This is a genomic window from Burkholderia sp. PvR073 (assembly GCF_054055695.1).
This window is the reverse complement of sequence record NZ_JBSRXO010000002.1, coordinates 921,125-939,101: the sequence shown is the minus strand read 5'-3', so window position 1 is coordinate 939,101 and position 17,977 is coordinate 921,125. Positions and strand designations below refer to the sequence as shown.

20 protein-coding genes and 1 riboswitch are annotated in these 17,977 nt (G+C 67.7%); of the genes, 10 read left to right on the top strand and 10 right to left on the bottom strand.

The features are described from left to right. Window positions 1-42 precede the first annotated feature (42 nt). Window positions 43-543 (bottom strand): nuclear transport factor 2 family protein, encoded by a 501-nt coding sequence (locus ACVK00_RS11425; protein WP_284897812.1) that lies wholly within the window; start codon window positions 541-543, stop codon window positions 43-45. 209 nt (window positions 544-752) lie between these two features. Here ACVK00_RS11425 and ACVK00_RS11420 point away from each other — a divergent pair, with 209 nt between their 5' ends. Both ACVK00_RS11420 and ACVK00_RS11415 read left to right on the top strand, forming a co-directional pair. Next, window positions 753-1,265 (top strand): nuclear transport factor 2 family protein, encoded by a 513-nt coding sequence (locus ACVK00_RS11420; protein ID WP_284897810.1) that lies wholly within the window; start codon window positions 753-755, stop codon window positions 1,263-1,265. A gap of 51 nt (window positions 1,266-1,316) precedes the next feature. After that, window positions 1,317-2,033 carry an EthD domain-containing protein gene (locus ACVK00_RS11415; protein ID WP_166725630.1) on the top strand — a complete coding sequence of 239 codons (717 nt, stop codon included), beginning with the start codon at window positions 1,317-1,319 and terminating at the stop codon, window positions 2,031-2,033. Between the two features lie 53 nt (window positions 2,034-2,086). On the opposite strand, the gene ACVK00_RS11410 is transcribed toward ACVK00_RS11415, so the two are convergent. Next, window positions 2,087-3,673 (bottom strand): isocitrate lyase, encoded by a 1,587-nt coding sequence (locus tag ACVK00_RS11410; RefSeq protein ID WP_284897808.1) that lies wholly within the window; start codon window positions 3,671-3,673, stop codon window positions 2,087-2,089. A gap of 385 nt (window positions 3,674-4,058) precedes the next feature. Here ACVK00_RS11410 and ACVK00_RS11405 point away from each other — a divergent pair, with 385 nt between their 5' ends. The 4 genes from ACVK00_RS11405 to ACVK00_RS11390 all read left to right on the top strand — a co-directional run bounded on the left by ACVK00_RS11405 (window position 4,059) and on the right by ACVK00_RS11390 (window position 6,638). Continuing rightward, complete coding sequence (locus tag ACVK00_RS11405; protein WP_354123067.1) at window positions 4,059-4,580, top strand: YbaK/prolyl-tRNA synthetase associated domain-containing protein; 522 nt, start codon at window positions 4,059-4,061, stop codon at window positions 4,578-4,580. After that, entirely contained in the window at window positions 4,577-5,215 is a 639-nt protein-coding gene (locus ACVK00_RS11400; protein WP_105831096.1) for a helix-turn-helix transcriptional regulator, read from the top strand. Before ACVK00_RS11405 ends, ACVK00_RS11400 begins: the two co-directional genes overlap by 4 nt. Before the next feature lie 69 nt (window positions 5,216-5,284). Then, a complete protein-coding gene (locus ACVK00_RS11395) occupies window positions 5,285-6,259 on the top strand; it encodes a threo-3-hydroxy-L-aspartate ammonia-lyase (RefSeq protein ID WP_006757556.1) in 975 nt (324 codons plus the stop codon). A 130-nt stretch (window positions 6,260-6,389) separates the two neighbouring features. Continuing rightward, window positions 6,390-6,638: a hypothetical protein gene (locus ACVK00_RS11390; RefSeq protein WP_284897803.1), complete on the top strand. Its 249-nt coding sequence runs from the start codon at window positions 6,390-6,392 to the stop codon at window positions 6,636-6,638. A 53-nt stretch (window positions 6,639-6,691) separates the two neighbouring features. Here the strand turns inward: ACVK00_RS11390 and ACVK00_RS11385 are convergent, their stop codons facing one another. The 5 genes from ACVK00_RS11385 to ACVK00_RS11365 are packed head-to-tail and all read right to left on the bottom strand — an operon-like array spanning window position 6,692 to window position 10,442. After that, on the bottom strand, window positions 6,692-7,516 hold the full coding sequence (locus tag ACVK00_RS11385; RefSeq protein WP_284897802.1) for an SDR family NAD(P)-dependent oxidoreductase: 825 nt from the start codon (window positions 7,514-7,516) through the stop codon (window positions 6,692-6,694). A gap of 1 nt (window position 7,517) precedes the next feature. Further along, window positions 7,518-8,393, bottom strand: a complete 876-nt coding sequence (locus tag ACVK00_RS11380; protein WP_284897800.1) for an SDR family NAD(P)-dependent oxidoreductase — start codon at window positions 8,391-8,393, stop codon at window positions 7,518-7,520. Between the two features lie 33 nt (window positions 8,394-8,426). Next, the gene (locus tag ACVK00_RS11375) at window positions 8,427-9,419 is read right to left on the bottom strand and encodes an NADP-dependent oxidoreductase (protein ID WP_284897798.1); all 993 of its coding nucleotides are present in this window, start codon (window positions 9,417-9,419) and stop codon (window positions 8,427-8,429) included. Between the two features lie 56 nt (window positions 9,420-9,475). Continuing rightward, window positions 9,476-10,108: a Dabb family protein gene (locus tag ACVK00_RS11370; RefSeq protein ID WP_228907709.1), complete on the bottom strand. Its 633-nt coding sequence runs from the start codon at window positions 10,106-10,108 to the stop codon at window positions 9,476-9,478. Further along, window positions 10,098-10,442, bottom strand: coding sequence for a hypothetical protein (locus tag ACVK00_RS11365; RefSeq protein ID WP_284897796.1), 345 nt, complete (start codon window positions 10,440-10,442; stop codon window positions 10,098-10,100). The genes ACVK00_RS11370 and ACVK00_RS11365 overlap by 11 nt, the downstream gene beginning before the upstream one ends. A 169-nt stretch (window positions 10,443-10,611) precedes the next feature. Here ACVK00_RS11365 and ACVK00_RS11360 point away from each other — a divergent pair, with 169 nt between their 5' ends. Beyond that, a complete protein-coding gene (locus tag ACVK00_RS11360; RefSeq protein WP_284897794.1) occupies window positions 10,612-11,652 on the top strand; it encodes a helix-turn-helix transcriptional regulator in 1,041 nt (346 codons plus the stop codon). 110 nt (window positions 11,653-11,762) lie between these two features. Further along, window positions 11,763-11,955: riboswitch (cobalamin riboswitch) on the top strand. Window positions 11,956-12,165: 210 nt separating this feature from the next. Next, entirely contained in the window at window positions 12,166-14,094 is a 1,929-nt protein-coding gene (locus ACVK00_RS11355) for a TonB-dependent receptor domain-containing protein (protein WP_284897791.1), read from the top strand. Window positions 14,095-14,202: 108 nt separating this feature from the next. Here ACVK00_RS11355 and ACVK00_RS11350 read toward each other — a convergent pair whose 3' ends face one another. Then, complete coding sequence (locus ACVK00_RS11350) at window positions 14,203-14,841, bottom strand: LysE family translocator (RefSeq protein WP_284897789.1); 639 nt, start codon at window positions 14,839-14,841, stop codon at window positions 14,203-14,205. Window positions 14,842-14,956: 115 nt separating this feature from the next. Here ACVK00_RS11350 and ACVK00_RS11345 point away from each other — a divergent pair, with 115 nt between their 5' ends. Both ACVK00_RS11345 and ACVK00_RS11340 read left to right on the top strand, forming a co-directional pair. Next, on the top strand, window positions 14,957-15,418 hold the full coding sequence (locus tag ACVK00_RS11345; RefSeq protein ID WP_284897787.1) for an Lrp/AsnC family transcriptional regulator: 462 nt from the start codon (window positions 14,957-14,959) through the stop codon (window positions 15,416-15,418). A 63-nt stretch (window positions 15,419-15,481) separates the two neighbouring features. Next, window positions 15,482-15,892 carry a VOC family protein gene (locus ACVK00_RS11340; RefSeq protein WP_228907715.1) on the top strand — a complete coding sequence of 137 codons (411 nt, stop codon included), beginning with the start codon at window positions 15,482-15,484 and terminating at the stop codon, window positions 15,890-15,892. Between the two features lie 95 nt (window positions 15,893-15,987). Here the strand turns inward: ACVK00_RS11340 and ACVK00_RS11335 are convergent, their stop codons facing one another. Next, window positions 15,988-17,217 (bottom strand): collagen-like triple helix repeat-containing protein, encoded by a 1,230-nt coding sequence (locus tag ACVK00_RS11335; RefSeq protein ID WP_354123295.1) that lies wholly within the window; start codon window positions 17,215-17,217, stop codon window positions 15,988-15,990. A gap of 409 nt (window positions 17,218-17,626) precedes the next feature. Further along, window positions 17,627-17,974, bottom strand: coding sequence for a copper-binding protein (locus tag ACVK00_RS11330; protein WP_284889453.1), 348 nt, complete (start codon window positions 17,972-17,974; stop codon window positions 17,627-17,629). Window positions 17,975-17,977: the final 3 nt, after the last annotated feature.

Genomic DNA, 17,977 nt, shown 5'->3' with positions numbered 1-17,977 from the left:
GGAATGTTCTCAACCGGCGTGGGCGATATGCGGCGTCGCGCGTCACGCGGCAGGCGGTTGCGCGCCGGCGAACAGCACGCCCGGCGCATCGCCGTCATAGCGGGCGGACAGCGTCGACGTGACGACGCAGCGCGTGGCCGCGATCTTCCATTCGCCGTCGATCTTCCGGTATTCGTCGTCGTAGGTCGCGCCGAGCTGCGTGAGCGTGTGCGCGTGGGTGTCGAGCATCTGGTAATGCAGGCCCCACGTGCCGCGCGCGTGCGTGTCGTCGAGCACGGTGATGTCGGGATTCACGCCGTGGTGCATCTCGACGATGTGCGGATGGCAGCCGAGCCGTTCGAACACGTCGACGAGCGCGTCGCGATGGTCGAACGTGCCGATCCGGCCATAGTCGATTTGCACTGTGCCGGGCGCGAAGCAGTCGCGCATCCCTTCGGGATCCTTGCGATCGCAGCACGTGAAGTAGCGCGCCTTCAGGCGGCGGATCGCGTCGGCGTCCTCGAGCCTGCGCACGCGCACTTCCATTCGTTCGATCGGGGTCATGCCGTCTCCTTGGTCTCGTGTGCGCGGATCGAAGCCGCGTCGACGCCACGTTACAGGCGCACGAGATGCCGGCCATCACCTGTTTGGATGAAACCGGCAGTCCGTATCGGCGGCGGCGAACGCGGCCGGTGCGGCGTTCGTCCGAACAGACGATGTGACGCAGGCGGCTTCGTTCCTACCATCGGACGACACCACCACGAGATACGGCGATGGACGAGACGACCCGCACGCTCTACGAATACGAGCAGATCCGCCAGCTGAAGTACCGGTATTTCCGCGCGGTCGACACGCACGACTGGTCACTGCTCGCGCAATGCCTGACCGAGGATTGCGAAGCGCGGCTGTACGGTGGCCGCTATGCGTACGACGGCCGCGACGCGTTCGTGTCGAGCCTGCGCGAGCTGATCGGCAAGCCGACCTTCCTGACGATGCATCACGGCCATCACCCCGAGCTCACGCTGGTGTCGCCCGATCACGCGTGCGGCGTGTGGTTTCTCGAGGATCACGCGATCAATCTCGAGGACGACTACCTGCTGCACGGCACCGCGTTCTACGACGACCAGTACGTGAAGCGCGACGGCGTGTGGCGCATCCACGCGACGCGCCACGAGCGGCTGTTCGAAACCGTCACGTCGCCGATTCCGCCGTCGTTCACGCTGACCGCGAACCGCTTTGCGCCGGACGCACACGATGCGGCCGATGCGGCCGTCAGCGCGTCCTGAAACGCGGCGGCAGCGCCGCCGATCCCGTCATTCCCCCCTGGAGCCGAAGCAATGGAGAAAGTCATTTACGTGTTGTGGCGCGATGCGCAGGCCGCGCCCGAGCCATGGAGCCGCAGCGTGCGCGCGCAGCTCGCCGACAAGCTGCTGTCGCTCGGCGCGCACGGCGTGCAGGTGAACGTCGCCGACGCCGATGTCGCGCCGGCCGCCGGCCTGAAGCAGACCAACACGCATCCGGGCATCGACGGGATCGTCGCGGTATGGGTCGACAGCGCGAACCCGATGTTCCGCCAGCCGTTCGATGACGCGGTGCGCACGGTCGTCCCGCACATGGCCGCGTATCTCGTCACCGAGTCGCAACCGATTCCGAACACGCGCTTTCCGGCGCGGCCCGGCGAGCGCACGAGCGGCTTCTCGCAGCTCGCGTTCCTGAAGCGGCCGCCGCGCCTCACGCACGAAGCGTGGCTCGACGTGTGGCACGGCCATCACACGCGCGTCGCGATCGATACGCAGGACAACTTCCTGTACGTGCAGAACGTGGTCGTGCGCGCGCTCACGCATGCGGCGCCCGGCTACGACGCGATCGTCGAGGAATGCTTCCCGGCCGCGGCGATGACCGATCCGTATGCGTTCTTCGATGCGGTCGGCGACGAGGAGAAGTTCCAGCGCAACGTCGCCCAGATGATGGACAGCTGCGGACGCTTCATCGATTTCGACAAGATCGACGTGGTGCCGACGAGCCAGTACGTCGTGAAGGCGGTGCGCGGATAAAAAAAACGCCAACCCGCGCTAAACGGGTTGGCGTCGTGCCGCGGGTATGACGATTACGAGAACTGGTTCATCGTGTTGTCCTTGCCCGCTGCCTTCAGCGCTGCTTCGCCGCTGAAGTATTCCTTGTGGTCGTCGCCGATATCCGAGCCGGACATGTTCTGGTGCTTGACGCACGCGATGCCCTGGCGGATTTCCTTGCGCTGCACGCCGGCCACGTAACCGAGCATGCCCTGGTCGCCGAAGTATTCCTTCGCGAGGTTGTCGGTCGACAGCGCAGCCGTGTGGTACGTCGGCAGCGTGATCAGGTGGTGGAAGATGCCTGCTTCACGCGACGCATCGGCCTGGAACGTGCGGATCTTCTCGTCGGCGAGCGCGGCCAGTTCGGTCTGGTCGTACTCGACGCTCATCAGCTGCGCGCGGTCGTATGCCGACACGTCCTTGCCCGCTGCCTTCATCGCGTCATACACCTGCTGACGGAAGTTCAGCGTCCAGTTGAACGACGGGCTGTTGTTGTACACCAGCTTCGCATTCGGGATCACCTTGCGGATTTCGCTGACCATGCCGCCGATCTGCGCGATGTGCGGCTTTTCGGTTTCGATCCACAGCAGGTCGGCGCCGTTCTGCAGCGACGTGATGCAATCCAGCACGCAACGCGCTTCGCCCGTGCCCGAGCGGAACTGGAACAGGTTGCTCGGCAGGCGCTTCGGACGCAGCAGCTTGCCGTCGCGCTTGATCACGACGTCACCGTTGCCGAGCTGGTCGGCCGACAGCTCTTCGCAGTCGAGGAACGCGTTGTACTGGTCGCCCAGGTCGCCCGGCGTGTTGGTCACGGCGATCTGCTTGGTCAGGCCGGCGCCGAGCGAGTCGGTACGGGCGACGATGATGCCGTCGTCCACGCCCAGTTCCAGGAACGCGTAGCGGATCGCGCGGATCTTCGCGAGGAAGTCCTCGTGCGGCACCGTGACCTTGCCGTCCTGGTGGCCGCACTGCTTTTCGTCGGACACCTGGTTCTCGATCTGGATGCAGCACGCGCCCGCTTCGATGAACTGCTTGGCCAGCAGGTACGTTGCTTCGGCATTGCCGAAACCCGCGTCGATGTCGGCGATGATCGGCACGACGTGCGTCACGTGGTTGTCGATCTTTTCCTGGATCGCGGCCTTGGCAGCCGCATCCTTGGCCGCATCCAGCTCGCGGAACAGGCCGCCCAGCTCACGGGCGTCGGCCTGGCGCAGGAACGTGTACAGCTCGCGGATCAGCGCGCTGACCGAGGTCTTTTCGTGCATCGACTGGTCCGGCAGCGGGCCGAACTCCGAACGCAGCGCGGCGACCATCCAGCCCGACAGGTACAGGTAACGGCGTTCGGTGCTGTTGAAGTGCTTCTTGATGGAGATCATCTTCTGCTGGCCGATGAAGCCGTGCCAGCAACCCAGCGACTGCGTGTACTGGGTCGGGTCCGCATCGTACGCGGCCATGTCGGCGCGCATGATCTTCGCGGTGTAGCGGGCGATGTCCAGGCCCGTCTTGAACTTGTTCTGGGCACGCATGCGGGCAGCGGATTCCGGATTGATGGCATTCCACGCGCTGCCTTGCTTCTCCTTCAAACCAGCCACTGCCTTGATGTCGTCTTGATATTGGGACATGTCTATCTCCTGGGAACGAAGCGCATTTGAGTAAAGGGTTCAGCGTGCCCGCTCCGTGTGACGAAGCGAACTGCATGGACTTAATAGTAACGCCGACCGGTTCGCATTCAACGAAGTCTTATATAAGACATAAGATATAAATTTCGCTTGTTATTCAATGAGATAAGCGCGCGTTTTTGCGATGCAAAACAAGTTTTCAAGCGGCGGGACGGCCACGCGCCGGAAATTCGACGGGCTTTCCGCGATATGAAACGATCTTTCGGCAGTTGGTGCGATGACCGATATGGCGATCCATGCTCCGGGCTTTTGCCACGCGCATGACAAAACGTCTATACTTGGACAATTCATCGACGGCGCCGAACGCGCCCCTCCTGCCCGGAACGACATGAGCGACTACCCCGTTTTCGACGCGCTGTGCGAGCTGCTGACGACCTCCGGCGCGCGGTTCCGCGTGCTGGATCACCCGGCCGAAGGCAAATCCGACGTGATCGCCGCGATTCGCGGCACGCGTCCCGAACAGGGCGCGAAGGCGATGCTCTGCACATTCAAGGACGGCGGCGACGCCACCGCCCTCGCGGTGTTCCCCGGTCACCTGAAGATCGATTTCCGCAAGGTCGCCGATGCGCTCGGCCGCCGCAAGGCGACGCTCGCGCCGCCCGAACTCGCGGCCACGGTCACGCGCTGCGTGATGGGCGCCGTGCCGCCGTTCGTGTTCGACGCGAACGTGACGCTCGTCGTCGACCCGGCGCTGATCGAACTCAACGACGAAATCGCGTTCAACGCGGGCCGCCTCGACCGCTCGGTCGTGCTCGACGCGTCCGACTACGTGCGGATCGCCCGCCCGCTGCTCGCCGACATCACGCGGCCGGAAGCCGCCAACGCGCCCGCGCTGCAGGCCAACGCATGACCACGCCCCGCCCCCGACCGCAACTGGAGCAGGCATCGCTGATCGAGCAGGTGCTGCGTATCGCCGAAGGGCTCGGCGCGATGTTCGCGCCGTTCACCGAGGTCGTCGTGCACGACCTGCGCACGCCGGAACACGCGATCCTCGCGATCCACAACAACCTGTCGGGCCGCGCGGTCGGCGATCCGGCGACCGAGCTCGGGCTCGCCCGCATCGAGGACGACGACTACCCGCAGGTGCTTGCGAACTACGCGAACCGCTTCGCCGACGGCCGCACAGCGAAAAGCACGTCGATCGGCATCAAGGATTCAAGCGGCCGCTACGTGGCCGCGCTGTGCCTGAACGCGGACGTTACGCTGTTCCGCGGCTTCCAGGGCATGCTGAACCAGTTCTGCAGCACCGAAGGCGAACCCGTCGCCGACACGCTCGACCCGGCCGGCGCGGACGCGATCCGGCAGCGCATCGATGCGTTCGCGACGCGCCTGGCGACCACGCCGCGCGAGCTGAAGACCGACCAGCGCCGCGAGCTGATGCAGACGCTGAAGGCGGACGGCTTCCTCGAGGTGCGCCGCGCGATGGAAATCGTGTCGCAGCACCTCGGCGTGTCGCGCGCCACCGTCTACAACGATGCGAAATGATGCGTGATGCGCAGGCGCGTCCGGCGCGCGCTCTGCTGACCAATTGACCGATCTTCCGACGAGCGACTCATGAACACTCCGACCCTCCCCACCTACGACGACGTCGCGGCCGCCGCGGCACGGCTCGAAGGCCACGCGCACCGCACGCCCGTGATGACGTCGCGCACGATCGACGAAGCGCTCGGCGCGCAGGTGTTCTTCAAGTGCGAGAACCTGCAGCGCATGGGCGCATTCAAGTTCCGCGGTGCGTTCAACGCGCTGTCGCGCTTCGACGCCACGCAGCGCCGCAACGGCGTCGTCGCGTTCTCGTCCGGCAACCATGCGCAGGCGATCGCGCTGTCGGCGCGCATCCTCGGCATTCCGGCGACGATCGTGATGCCGCAGGACGCGCCGGCCGCGAAGATGGCCGCGACGCGCGGCTACGGCGGCAACGTCGTGACCTACGACCGCTATACCGAGGACCGCGAGCAGATCGGCCGCGAGCTTGCGGACAAACACGGGCTCACGCTGGTCCCGCCGTACGACCATGCGGACGTGATCGCGGGCCAGGGCACGGCGGCCAAGGAACTGTTCGACGAGGTCGGGCCGCTCGACGCGGTGTTCACGCCGCTCGGCGGCGGCGGCCTGCTGTCGGGCACGGCGCTCGCGACGCGCGCGCTGTCGCCGCACGCGAAGCTGTACGGCGTCGAGCCGGAAGCCGGCAACGACGGTCAGCAGTCGTTCCGGTCCGGCTCGATCGTCCATATCGACACGCCGCGCACGATCGCCGACGGCGCGCAGACGCAGCACCTCGGCAACCTGACGTTTCCGATCCTGCGGCGCGACGTCGACGACATCCTGACCGCGACCGACGCGGAGCTGGTCGACTGCATGCGCTTCTTCGCAACCCGTATGAAGATTGTCGTCGAGCCGACCGGCTGCCTGTCGTTCGCGGCCGCGCGCCGGATGAAGGACGAACTGAAGGGCAAGCGCGTCGGCATCGTGATCAGCGGCGGCAACGTCGATCTCGAGAACTTCTGCGCGCTGGTGTCCGCCTCCGCATGACCGTCGTGGCGCGCGGATGACCTGGATGAACATCCTGTCATCCGCGTGCCGCCGCTCCTTCACGGCGCGTTAAGTTTCGCGCCCTAGACTGATCAGGTATCCCGCAGTCAGTCGTGAAGAAGGAGTCGCCATGAACATGCACGCGATCGTCGCCGCCGCCCTCGCGGCAGCATCCCTTTCGGCGTTCGCTCAACCGGGCGTTACGTCATCCAGCCTTCCCGCCGCGTCGCCGCAAGGCCCCGTCGCGCAGGCCACCCACCGTTCGCCCGCCGCGCTGCCGCCCGCCGGCTTCGTGCTCGCGAAGATCGATCAGAACAATACGCCGCCCGATCGCGGCGGCGATCCCAGCGGCCGCACGCGCTCGGGCTCGCATATGTAAACGTGAGCCGGCCGCGTCGGACGGCCGGCCCCTGTCACGACACCACAACGACATCACAACGACGGCAGCGACGGATCGCGTGCGGCGAGGATGTCCGCGGTGCGCCGCTGCAGCGCGCCGTCGATCGTCTCCGGTTGCGGAATCAGCCAGTAACGCCCTTCTCGAATGCCATCGAACACCCGCGCGGCGAACGCGTCGGGCGTGAGTCCGTGCGCGTTCAGCATCGCGCGCATCGTATCGACGAAGCCCTGCACTTCGGGCCGGTCGTGCGCGGCGCCGAACGGGTCGTTGAAGATGCCCGACTGCACCGGGCCAGGCGCGAGCAGCGACACGCCGACCGGCGCGCCGAGCATCTTCAGCTCGCCGTACAGCGATTCGGTCAGCGCGATCACCGCGAATTTCGTCGCCGAGTAAGGCGACATCAACGGGCTCGGCAGGAACCCGCCGACCGACGCGGTGTTGACGACGCGCGCCGGCACGTTGCGTTCGAGCATGCGCGGCACGAAGCTGCGGATCCCGTTCATCACGCCGTGCACGTTGATCGCGAAACTGCGCTCGAACCGTTCCGGCGTGATTTCCCAGCTGAAGCCCGTCGCCATCACGCCCGCGTTGTTGAACAGCAGGTCGACACCGCCGAAGCGCTGCCATGCAGCATCGGCCAGCGCGTCGACGGCTTCCGGCCGGCTCACGTCGGTCGGCACGCACAGCACGTCCGTGTCGAGCGTGGCGGCGAATGCGTCGAGCTTCGCCGGGTCGAGGTCGGCCAGCACCACGCGCATGCCGAGCGCGGCCGCGTGGCGCGCGAGGCCGCTGCCGATGCCGCTGGCCGCGCCGGTGATCACGGCGGTGCCGCCGTCGAAGCGAATCGAATGTGTCATGTCAGCGTCCGGTCGGGTCGATGCAGGGATGCGCATACGCGGGAATCACGGGCGGCGGCAACGGCGTGCGACCGTCGAGCGAGCGCACCGCGAGCCCCTGCGACAGCGGGAAATGCAGGCTGTGCGTGACGAGGCCCGTGCGCTCGCGCGCCGGCAGACTGCACAGCGCGAGCGCGGTTTCCGCGAGATAGGCGACGTCCTCGGTCGGATAGCCTTCCGGGATGTAACGTGCCGCGCCCGGCGTACGGATCGCGGTGCTCGGCGCGACCAGGTTCACCGCGATGCCGTCGGCTTCGAGTTCGGCCGCGAGCCCCTGCGTGAAGCGCGACAGCGCGGCCTTGGCCGCCGCATAGACGGTCGCGCCGCCCGCGCGCGAGAAATCGTCGAACGGCCGCAGCGGCGCGAGCGCGGTCACTGAGCCGACGTTCACGATCCAGCCGGCGCCGCGCGCACGCATCAGCGGGATCGCGGCCTGGCTCAGGGCGAACGGGATGCGCAGATAGTGTTCGATCGTCGTGTCGAACATCGCCATCGGCATCGCGTCGACGCACGCGTAGTCGGCCACACCCGCGTTGTTCACGAGGATGTCGAGGCCGCCGGCCGCCTGTGCCGCGCGCCCGACGAGCGCATCGCGCTCGGTCGGGTTCGACAGGTCGGCCGCGAGTGCGATCGCGCGGCCGCCCGCCTGTTCGATCAGCGCGACCGTTTCGGCGAGCGTGCCGGCGGTCGTCGCCGATTGCGCGAGGCTGCGCGCCGTCACGACGACGGTCGCGCCTTCGGACGCGAGGCGCTGCGCGATCGCGCGGCCGATGCCGCGGCTCGCGCCGGTCACGAGCGCGCATTTGCCCGCGAGCGTCGCGGTTCGGGTGTCGGTCATGATGTCTCCGATGGAATGGTGGGTGCGTGCCGTTCAGCCCGCGATATCCGCAACATGCAGCACGAACTTGGTTTTCGCGTCGCCCGTTTGAACGAGGTCGAGCGCGCGTGCTGCCTGTTCCAGCGGGAAACTGTCGGAGCGCGGCACGCGCAATGCGCGCCGGCCGAGCCGTTCGGCGATCGACGCGAGCGTGGCGCCGCTCGGCATCCGGCTGTATGTCATCGCGGTGCGCAGACCGCGCCGCGCGGCTTCGGCCGCCGTCACGGCAAGCCGCTCGGCATCACCGGCCGCGAGCGTCATGATGTTCACGAGCGTGCCGCCCGGCGCCAGCAGGTCGAGCGCATCGGGCAGCGTGTCGCCGCCGACCGCGTCGAGCACGAGATCGACGCCGCCAGGTGCCCACGCCCGCACGGCCGCCGCGATGTCCTGCGCGCGATAGTCGATGCTCACAGCCGCACCGAGCGATTCGACGCTCGCGCGATTGCGCGCCGAGCACGTCGCGGCGACCCGTGCGCCCGCCTGGGCGGCCAGCTGGATCGCGAACGTGCCGACCGCGCCCGCGCCGCCGTGCACGAGCACGCTCTGCCCTGCACGCAATCCGCCGTCGTCGAACAGGCCAGCCCATGCGGCCAGCGCGGGTGTCGGCGTGGCGGCTGCCGCCGCGAAGTCGACCGCATCGGGCAGGTGGACGACCGAATCGTGACGCACGGCGACGTATTCCGCATACGCGCCCCAGCGCCCCGCGCCGACGTCGGTCTGCGCGAACACGCGCATCCCCGGCGCGAAACCCTCGACGCCGTCGCCGACCGACTCGACTACACCGGCCGCGTCGAAACCGATCACGAACGGAAACGTCATCTGCATGAACGCGCCGAGATAGCCTTCGCGGCATTTCCAGTCGGCGGGATTGACGCCCGCGTATGCAACGCGGATCAGCACGTCGCCGGGGCCCGGCTTCGGTGCGGGAACGTCGGCCAGTCGCAGCGCGTCGGAATGGCCGACGCGGTCGATCAGCAAGGCTCGCATGGGGGTGTCTCCCGTGTTGTCGTTTGCATTGCGGTGGGTCGCGTGCGCGCCGCGCGTCACGCCGCCGTGTCGGCCAGCAGGCTCGACGCGAGCGGACAGAACGCGTGCGAGATCGCATCGACCGTCCAGTCGGGGCTTTCCGCGTCGAACCGGCGGTCGACCCAGCCCCAGTGATATGGATGCAGCAGGTATTCGCCGAGCAGGTCGCCGACCTGCGCGAATTCCTGTTGCCAGACGTGGGTCCACGCGCCCGGCGTCACGATCCGGCTCAGCCGCCAGTTGCGAATGCCGGGCATGAACGCGGGCATGCGCAGCAGCTCGCGCTCGAGCTCGCGCACTCGCGCGTCGTCGGCCTGCGGCCGCACCCGCAGCATCAGCGTGCGCCATACGCCATCACGCAGCGCCGGCTCGCGCAGGCCGCCGCCGATCGCGCGGCACGCGGCGCCGTCGATCCGCACCACGCCCGGCACGCGAGCCAGCGCGGTCAAATCCATCGCTCGATCGGTCGCCCGTTCGTCGCGCAGCACGTCGAGCGTGTAGTCGCCCGCCCCCCAGCAGCCGTCGAGATTGCGTGCGAGCGCCACGCGGGTCGCGCCGGGCAGCGCATGCGCGGCGTCGCGCAATGCACGTTCGATCGCGCCGGCATCGCCGGTCGCCGCAATCCATACCTGGGCCGTGTCATGCCGCATGGTCGACCTCCGTCAGCACGGGCAGCGGCGCATCGGCATCCGTCATCACATGGCGGCGGCGCGCGTCGCACAGCGCGTCGACGGCCATCCAGAACGCGACCACATCGCCATCGGTCAGCGCGCGCATCCGGTAGTACGACGGCGCATCGGCGACTTGCCACGTCAGCCACAGCGTGCTCGGCTGCCCCGGCACCGCGACGGGCGGCGACACCCAGCGGCCGGCGGCCGTCAGTCCGCGCGCCGCGTGGCCCGGCAAATAGCGGTCGCGCACTAGCGCCAGCACGTCGGGAATGCGCTCGGGCGCGAGGGTGATTTCGTCTACGATCTGGATCATGCGCGGGTCGTCTCGGGTGGTTCGTGGTGGAATGCGACAACGGCCGCCTACGCCGTTCCGGCGAGGCCGGAAGCGGCCGGCGTGGATAGCATTCTTGCGTGGCGACGCGCGGCGAACCCCTACCGGCCCGCTCACCGGCCCCTGTCGCAACGCTCAGATCGGGAGACACATGAAACAGCGCGCATTGCCGGCACGCAGCCGCGTGCTGCCGGGCCTCGGCGCCCGCCTGCTCGACGAACTGACGCGCAGCGGTGCAGCGCCGGCGCGACGGCCCACGCCTGCCGCGGCCGCGCTGACGACGACGCCCGGCGGCTTCGTCGCGCTGTACCGCGACGCGATCGAGCGGCTCGAGGCGCAGGTCGCGCGCGGCGACGGCCATCCGCCGATGCGCAAGCAGGAAGTCGACCTGATGTGCCGCTGCCTGCTCAGTTGCGCGACGCTCGCCGACGCGATCCGCTGCGCAGCCGAATTCTGCGAGATGCTGACGCCGCGTGCCGGCGCGCTGTCCCTTACGGTGCGCGACTCACGCGCGACGTTCCGGATGGATTCGCTGCGTCGCACGCGCAGCTCGGCCGCGTGTCTCGTCGACCTGACCGGGCTGTTCTGCTATCTGCAGCTGTTCGGCTGGCTGATCGGGCAGCCGCTGCGGCCGGACGAAGTGTGGCTCGGCCATCCGCGCCGCGACGATGCGATGCCGCTGCTCGGGCTGTTCAACGCGCCGGTCGACGTTGGCCGTAAAACCTACGGCTTCGCGTTCGACGCCGCGCGGCTCGACGCCCGCGTGATCCGGCAGCCGGGCGAACTCGCCGCGTTTCTCGTGGATTTTCCGTTTGGTCTGATCGATGCGGCGCCGGCCGTCGTGTCATGGGCGCAGCAGGTGCGCGGCTTTCTCGACGCGGCGCTCGCGCACGAACAGGCGTTGCCACCACTTACGGCGCTGGCGACGTGGCTCGGCGTGAGCGAAGCGACGTTGCGGCGGCGGCTGGCTACTGAGGGCAGCAGCTACCACGCGTTGCGCGAGCAGTGTCTCGCCGACGTCGCGCGGCGCTGCCTGCGCGAGTCCGACTGGCCAGTCGCGCGGATCGCCGCGCATCTCGGGTTCAGCGGCGAGGAAGCGTTCCGGCGGGCGTTCGTGCGATGGACTGGCATCGCGCCGAGCCGGTTCCGGCGCGATTGCAGCGCCGCCGACGTTTCGTTTCATCAGACGTGAATGCGGTTCGATTGCGCCAAAAAGAAAGGACTTCGAAAGCATTCGGCGAACACTGACGTTTTTTCGCATCCCCTCGGCCGCCGGCGATTGACGCGCCGGAGCGCTCGCCATTACGCTTGCGCGCTGATGGTTCCCGGGAACGGGATCAAAAGGGAACGCAGGAGAGGCAACGCCTCGAATCTGCGGCTGCCCCCGCAACTGTAAGCGGCGAATCCGCGCCACCACACGCCACTGGGAAACCGGGAAGGCCGGCGCGAATGACGACCCGCGAGCCAGGAGACCTGCCATCGACCCGAGGTCCAAGCAGCCGCACCGGGCGGGGTGTCCCGATGCGCCAGCACCGCCTTTGGCGGTCGCCCCGTTGCATGGACGGCCCGACCTCAGGACCCTTCAGATGTCCAACCTTTCCGCATCCGCTTCCACGCCGGAAGCGTCGCGCCGCTGCGCCGCCGTCATGCGCGGCGTCTTTGCGCGCGCACGCCGTACCCGCAACACGCTCACGCTCGCCGCCTCATGAACCTCCGCCACCTTCTCGCCACGTCCGCCGCCACTGCGCTGCTCTCCCCGATCGCCCACGCTGCCGGCGACACGGCGCTCATGCAGCCGCGCCAGCCCGCGGACGGCACCGAACTGCCGACCATCGCCGTGACCGACACGCGGCACCTGCCCGAATCGTTCGACCAGCGCTATGCGACGACGCAGGTGCTCACGCGCGCCGATCTCGACCGGCTGTCGCCGAGCGAGCCGAGCATCACGCAGGCGCTCGCGATGCTGCCGGGCGTGACCGTCTCGCAGACCGGCGGCCCCGGCTCGTCCGCGTCGGTCAGCATCCGCGGCTCGTCGGCCAGCCAGGTCGCGGTGTTCATCGACGGGATCCGGATCGGCTCGCCGACCACCGGCATCGCGCCGTGGGCCGACCTGCCGACCGAAGCGTTCGAGCGCGTCGAAGTGATTTCGGGGCCGGCCGCCGCATCGTTCGGCGCGAACGCGATGGGCGGCGTCGTGCAGCTGTTCACGCGCCGCGCCGCCGGCCAGCCCAACCGGACGACCGTGTCGTTCGGCGGCGGCTCGAATAAGACCTTCGACACGCAGCTGCGCACGTCGGGCACCGTGCCGTCGACCGGGCCGCTGGCCGCGCTCGGCGGGCTCACCTACTCGCTCGGCCTGCACTCGTACAATACCGCCGGCATCGACGCGACGCGGCCCGTGTTGCCGTACCACGAGGACGGCCGCAATCCGTATCACGCGCAGGATCTCGATGCGCGCCTCGGCTACGCGCGCGATAACTGGTCGATCTCGACGTTCGCGCTGTATCACCGCTCCGACCTGTCCTATGACAACGCGGGCTTTGCGAACCGCGAGCTCGATCATCAGCTGACGACCGGCATCGCGTTCCATCTCGACATCACGCCCGACACGCAGTTCGACCAGTCGTTCGGTTATGCGAACGACCGTCAGTTCCTGTATGCGAGCGACCCGGCCATCCGGACCGACCGGATCGACTCGCAGCGCATCAGTTCGTCGACGTCGCTGACCCATCAGGCGCACGGCTTCCACCTGTTCGACCTGCCGCTGTCGGGCGAGACGAAGGTCGCGTACGACTTCACGCGCGAGCAGGCGTTCCTGCCGGTCGACGTGCCGGACGGCGTGCCCACGCGCAACGATTCCGCGTTCTCGCTGCATCAGTCGGCGACGCTCGGCAGCGTGACGATGTTCGTCGCGGGCCGTCACGAGATCATCGCGGGGAAAGCCGTGAACACCGGCAACGCCGCGTTGTCGTGGGCCATCACGCCGGTCTATACGGCGCGCGTGTCGTACGGCAATGCATTCCGCCTGCCGTCGTTCAACGACCTGTACTACCCCGGTTACGGCAATCCGAACCTGAATCCGGAGCGCAGCGATTCGGTCGAAGCCGCGCTCGACGCGAACACCGCGTACGGCACGTTCAGCGCCGCGATCTACGACACGCGCGTCAACAACCTGATCGCGTACAACCCGGCGACGTTCTCGCCGATGAACATCGGCCGTGCGCATATCCGCGGCATCGACCTGTCTTACAAGGGCACGATCGGCCGCACGACGCCGGTGAGCATCGCGGTGGGGATTCTCAATCCGCAGGACGAAACCAATAACAGCTGGCTCAACCGCCGGCCGCGCCAGACGGTCAGCGTGAACATCGACCACACGTGGGACGAACTGCACCTGCATGCACTGAGCACCGGCGCGTCTTTGAACTACGGCGGCACGACGTTCGACGATCCGGCCAACGCCACGTATCTGCCGTCGTACCTGACCGTGAACCTGCGCGCGTCGTACAAGATCAATGCGCACCTGACGGTGTCCGCGTCACTGTCGAACCTGTTCGACCGTCAGTACGTCACCGCGTACGGCTACAACACGCTCGGCCGCACCGCGTTCGGCAAGGTCAGCTATACGTTCTGATCGTGGCGTTCGGTGCATCGGCGCATCGGCGTGCGCGGTCGCGGACGCCGGTGCGGACAGGTTCGCGGGTGCCGAATACCGTCGCGTTCGATCGCACCGCGGTTCGCGTCAGGACCACACGATGCCATGTACGCCCGCAATCAGCTGGATCGCGCCGAACACCGCGATCACGACGGCCGACACGCGCGACAGCCCGTGCATGAACGTCAGTGGCATCTTCGTGCGCAACGCGGCGGTCGCACTGCTCAGGCATAGCCACCACGTCGCGGAACCGACGAACACGCCGGTGACCATCAGCGCGACGGTCGGCCCCAGCGCGTCGTCATGCGTGCCTGTCAGCGGGCCGAGCGCCGCGAAAATCCCGACGAACGACAGGATCGTCATCGGATTCGACAGCGTCAGGCCGAACGTCGTCAGGAAATCGCGCAGCACGGTCGTGCGCGGCAAGTCGCGCTGCGCTGCGGATGCGGCCGGCGCCTGCCGCGCGATGGTCGAGGCCAGCCACACGAGGAACGCGCCGCCGCCGATTTTCAGCGCGACGGTCAGCATCGGAAACGCGGTGACGATGCCGGCGACGCCCAGCGCGCCGAGCAGCCCGTAGATCGCATCGGCGCACGCGGCGCCGATGCCGGTGGCGAACCCCGCGTGAAAGCCTCGGCTCAGGCTGCGCTGGATGCACAGCATGCCGATCGGGCCGACCGGCACCGCGATCGACAATCCCATCACGACGGACTTGATGAACAACATGGCCGGCTCCTCGCGACATCCAGTGGCTTTAACCGGCATCGTAGGGAAAGTCCGGTCGCCGCTGAAGGCGGTTTTTAAGGAAAAATGGCTACTTCACCTTAAAAACTCCGCCGCGATGGACGAACTCGACTGGAAGATACTCGCGCTGCTGCAGGCCAACGGCCGCATCAGCTACACGGAGCTGGCACGCCAGGTTCATCTGTCGGTGCCGGCGGTGACGGAGCGCGTGAAGCGCCTCGAATCGGCCGGCGTGATCGACGGCTACACGGCGCGGGTCAATCCGGCGGCGGCCGGCTACCCGGTGAGCGCGCTGATCGGCATCACGGTGCCGCAGCCGGCGAAGGCGAAATTCCTGAAGCTGCTGGAGACGATTCCCGAAGTGGTCGAGTGCCATCACGTGACGGGCGCGGATTCCTACGTGATGCGGTTCGTCGCGGTCAGCATGGCGCACCTCGAGCAACTGATCGAGCGCATCAACCTGTACGGCGAAACGCGCACGTCGATCGTGATGTCGACGCCGCTGCCGGCGCGCGGGCTCGCGCGTCCGGCTGCCGCGAGCAAAGGCAGTCGGGGGTGACACGATGCCCCGCGCCGCGCGATCCTGTGCCATGCGCACCTTGCACGAACCGGACAACCTGCCATGTCAGTGATCGGACTCAATCATTACAACCTGCGCGCGGATCGGGCGACGCTCGATACGCTGCGCGATTTCTACGTGAATGTCGTGGGCCTCGAGCCGGGCTATCGTCCGGCGTTCCAGAGCGCCGGCTACTGGCTCTATGCAGGGGGACAGGCAATCCTCCATCTGTCGGAAGCGCGGCCTGGCGAGGTGCGGCCATCGCACGTCGTCAATACGTTCGACCATATGGCGTTTTCATGCGAAAACGCCGCCGACATGGAACGGCGCCTCACCGAGGCGCAGGTTCGATACTCGCGCAGGTACGTGCCGCTCACGAGCCAGCTCCAGCTCTTTTTCGCCGACCCGGCAGGCAATGGCGTCGAGTTGAACTTCGCCGAGCCCGACCGCGATTCCGGTGACGGACCGAATTAGCACGCGCGGTTCGGGCCGACGATTCGTTCGCGCCGCGATGGCGTTGACGGCGCTCAGTACGCCGGTTGGGTGCGCCGACGATCAGTACGGCCCCGTCACCTGCCGACGGCTCCGCCGAGCAAGCCGCCGACGAGCGACGTGACCGGCGCGAGCGGATTGCTCGTGCCGCCCGACGCCGCACCGCCGCTCGTACCGGTGCCGGGACCGTTGTGCACGGTCGCCGGTATCCCGCCGACCACACTCGTCACCAGGCCTGCAACCGGCGCGACGCCGTTTGCTCCGTTCGGATTCACGAGACCGCCCGCGTTGGTCACCGTATTGCCGACCGCCCGGACGAGCTGCCCGACATCGCCGACGACCGGCTGTGACGAGGCGGCCGACACCTTCGTTCCGGCCGACGTGATCGCCCCGCCGACCTGCCCGAGCAGGCCCGCGACCGGCTGACCGAGGCCGGTCGCCGTGCCGACCTGTTGGGTGAGGTTGCCGGCCGTCGTCACGAGCGGCGTGATCGCCGACCCGGCCGTCTGGGTCGCCTGCTGAACCGGACCCGACGACACGGTCGAGCCGACCGTTGCGCCCGCCGACTGCAGCCCGTGGGCAACCGTGTCGAGCAGGCCGCCGACCGGCGTCGTGATCGGCGCGAGCGGCGACAGCGGGCCCGCGCCGAGCGCCTTGACCGTCTCGCTCAGGCCCAGGACGGGATTGCCCGTCGAGCTGACGACGGTGCCGAGTCCGGTGACTGTCCTGCCGACCGGGTCCGGCGTGATGCCGATCTGGCTGATCCCACCGCTCACCGCGTTCGCCGTGTCGCGGATGATCGAGCCCACGCCGGTGATCGTCGCGCCCGGGCCCGCGGTGAGGCTCTTGCCGACGCCCGGCAGAGTCACGTCGCCGACCGTGGTGCCGGCGTCGATCACGACCTGACCGACCGTGCTGACAACGCCGTTCGTGCCGGGCGCGCCGCTGGTGCCCCAACCGCCGCTCGTCGTTCCGCTGGTGCCGCTGCTGGTTCCGCTTGTGCCACTGGTTCCGCTGGTTCCGCTGGTTCCGCTGGTTCCGCTGGTTCCGCTAGTTCCGCTAGTTCCGCTAGTTCCGCTAGTTCCGCTAGTTCCGCTAGTTCCGCTAGTTCCGCTAGTTCCGCTAGTTCCGCTAGTTCCGTTAGTGCCGTTAGTCCCGCTAGTCCCACCGGTCACGCTCGTACTCGTGCCGATGTTATTAGCGGCCACGGTCGGTGCGGTGATGTCGCCGCCGCCGCACGCGGCCAGCGTGCATGTCGCGGCGATCGCGGCGAGCGCGACGCCGGTTCTGGTGAAATGCCGATACATGGATGCCCCCGTCGGTTTTTTCTGATCAATGCGTTCGACAAGCATCTCCCGTGCCACCATGATCGGCCTCGCCGCAATTCCGCGATCGCTGGGCATCGGGCCCTGCTGAAGGCCGTCCCACGCAGGACGTACGGCTTGCGGGCTGAAACCCGCCCCTCCGATTCGCCTCGCATCGCCACCGAACGTTCACGTAACACGAGGGGCACGTTACGTAGCATCGGCGTGAAACTGCGACGACACCCGCAATGGCGTCGAATCGAACATCACGAGCCCGACGGTCATTCCGGTGATGAATCGGCCATGAGCGAACCGGTGGCCAACACCTGGGTGAAGTGTGAAAGTGGGTATAGGCGCCGACGACGAGCCATCCGTCACAGTTGCCCTCGGCGCCGATCGCACCCGACGTGCGTCATGGCCGTTTCACGAGCGTCACGATGGTGAGCGTGCCGTTCACGCGCTCGATCCGGACCTTGACCTTGTCGCCCACGTGCAGCGAATCGATCATTGCCGGGTCGCCGGCCTTGAACGCCATCGTCATCGGCGCCATCCCGACGTTCTCGAGCGCGCCGTGCTTCAGCGTCACCATGCCGTGCGCGGCATCGATCCGTTTCACTTCGGCATCGGTCAGCGCCGCATCCGGCGCGGCCATCTTCATGTCGCCCATGCTCATGCCTGACATGCTTCCGGCCGCGCGCGCCGGCGTGGCCACGACGGCCATCGCGCCAAGAACGGCGAAGGCGATGCATCGAATCTTCATCGG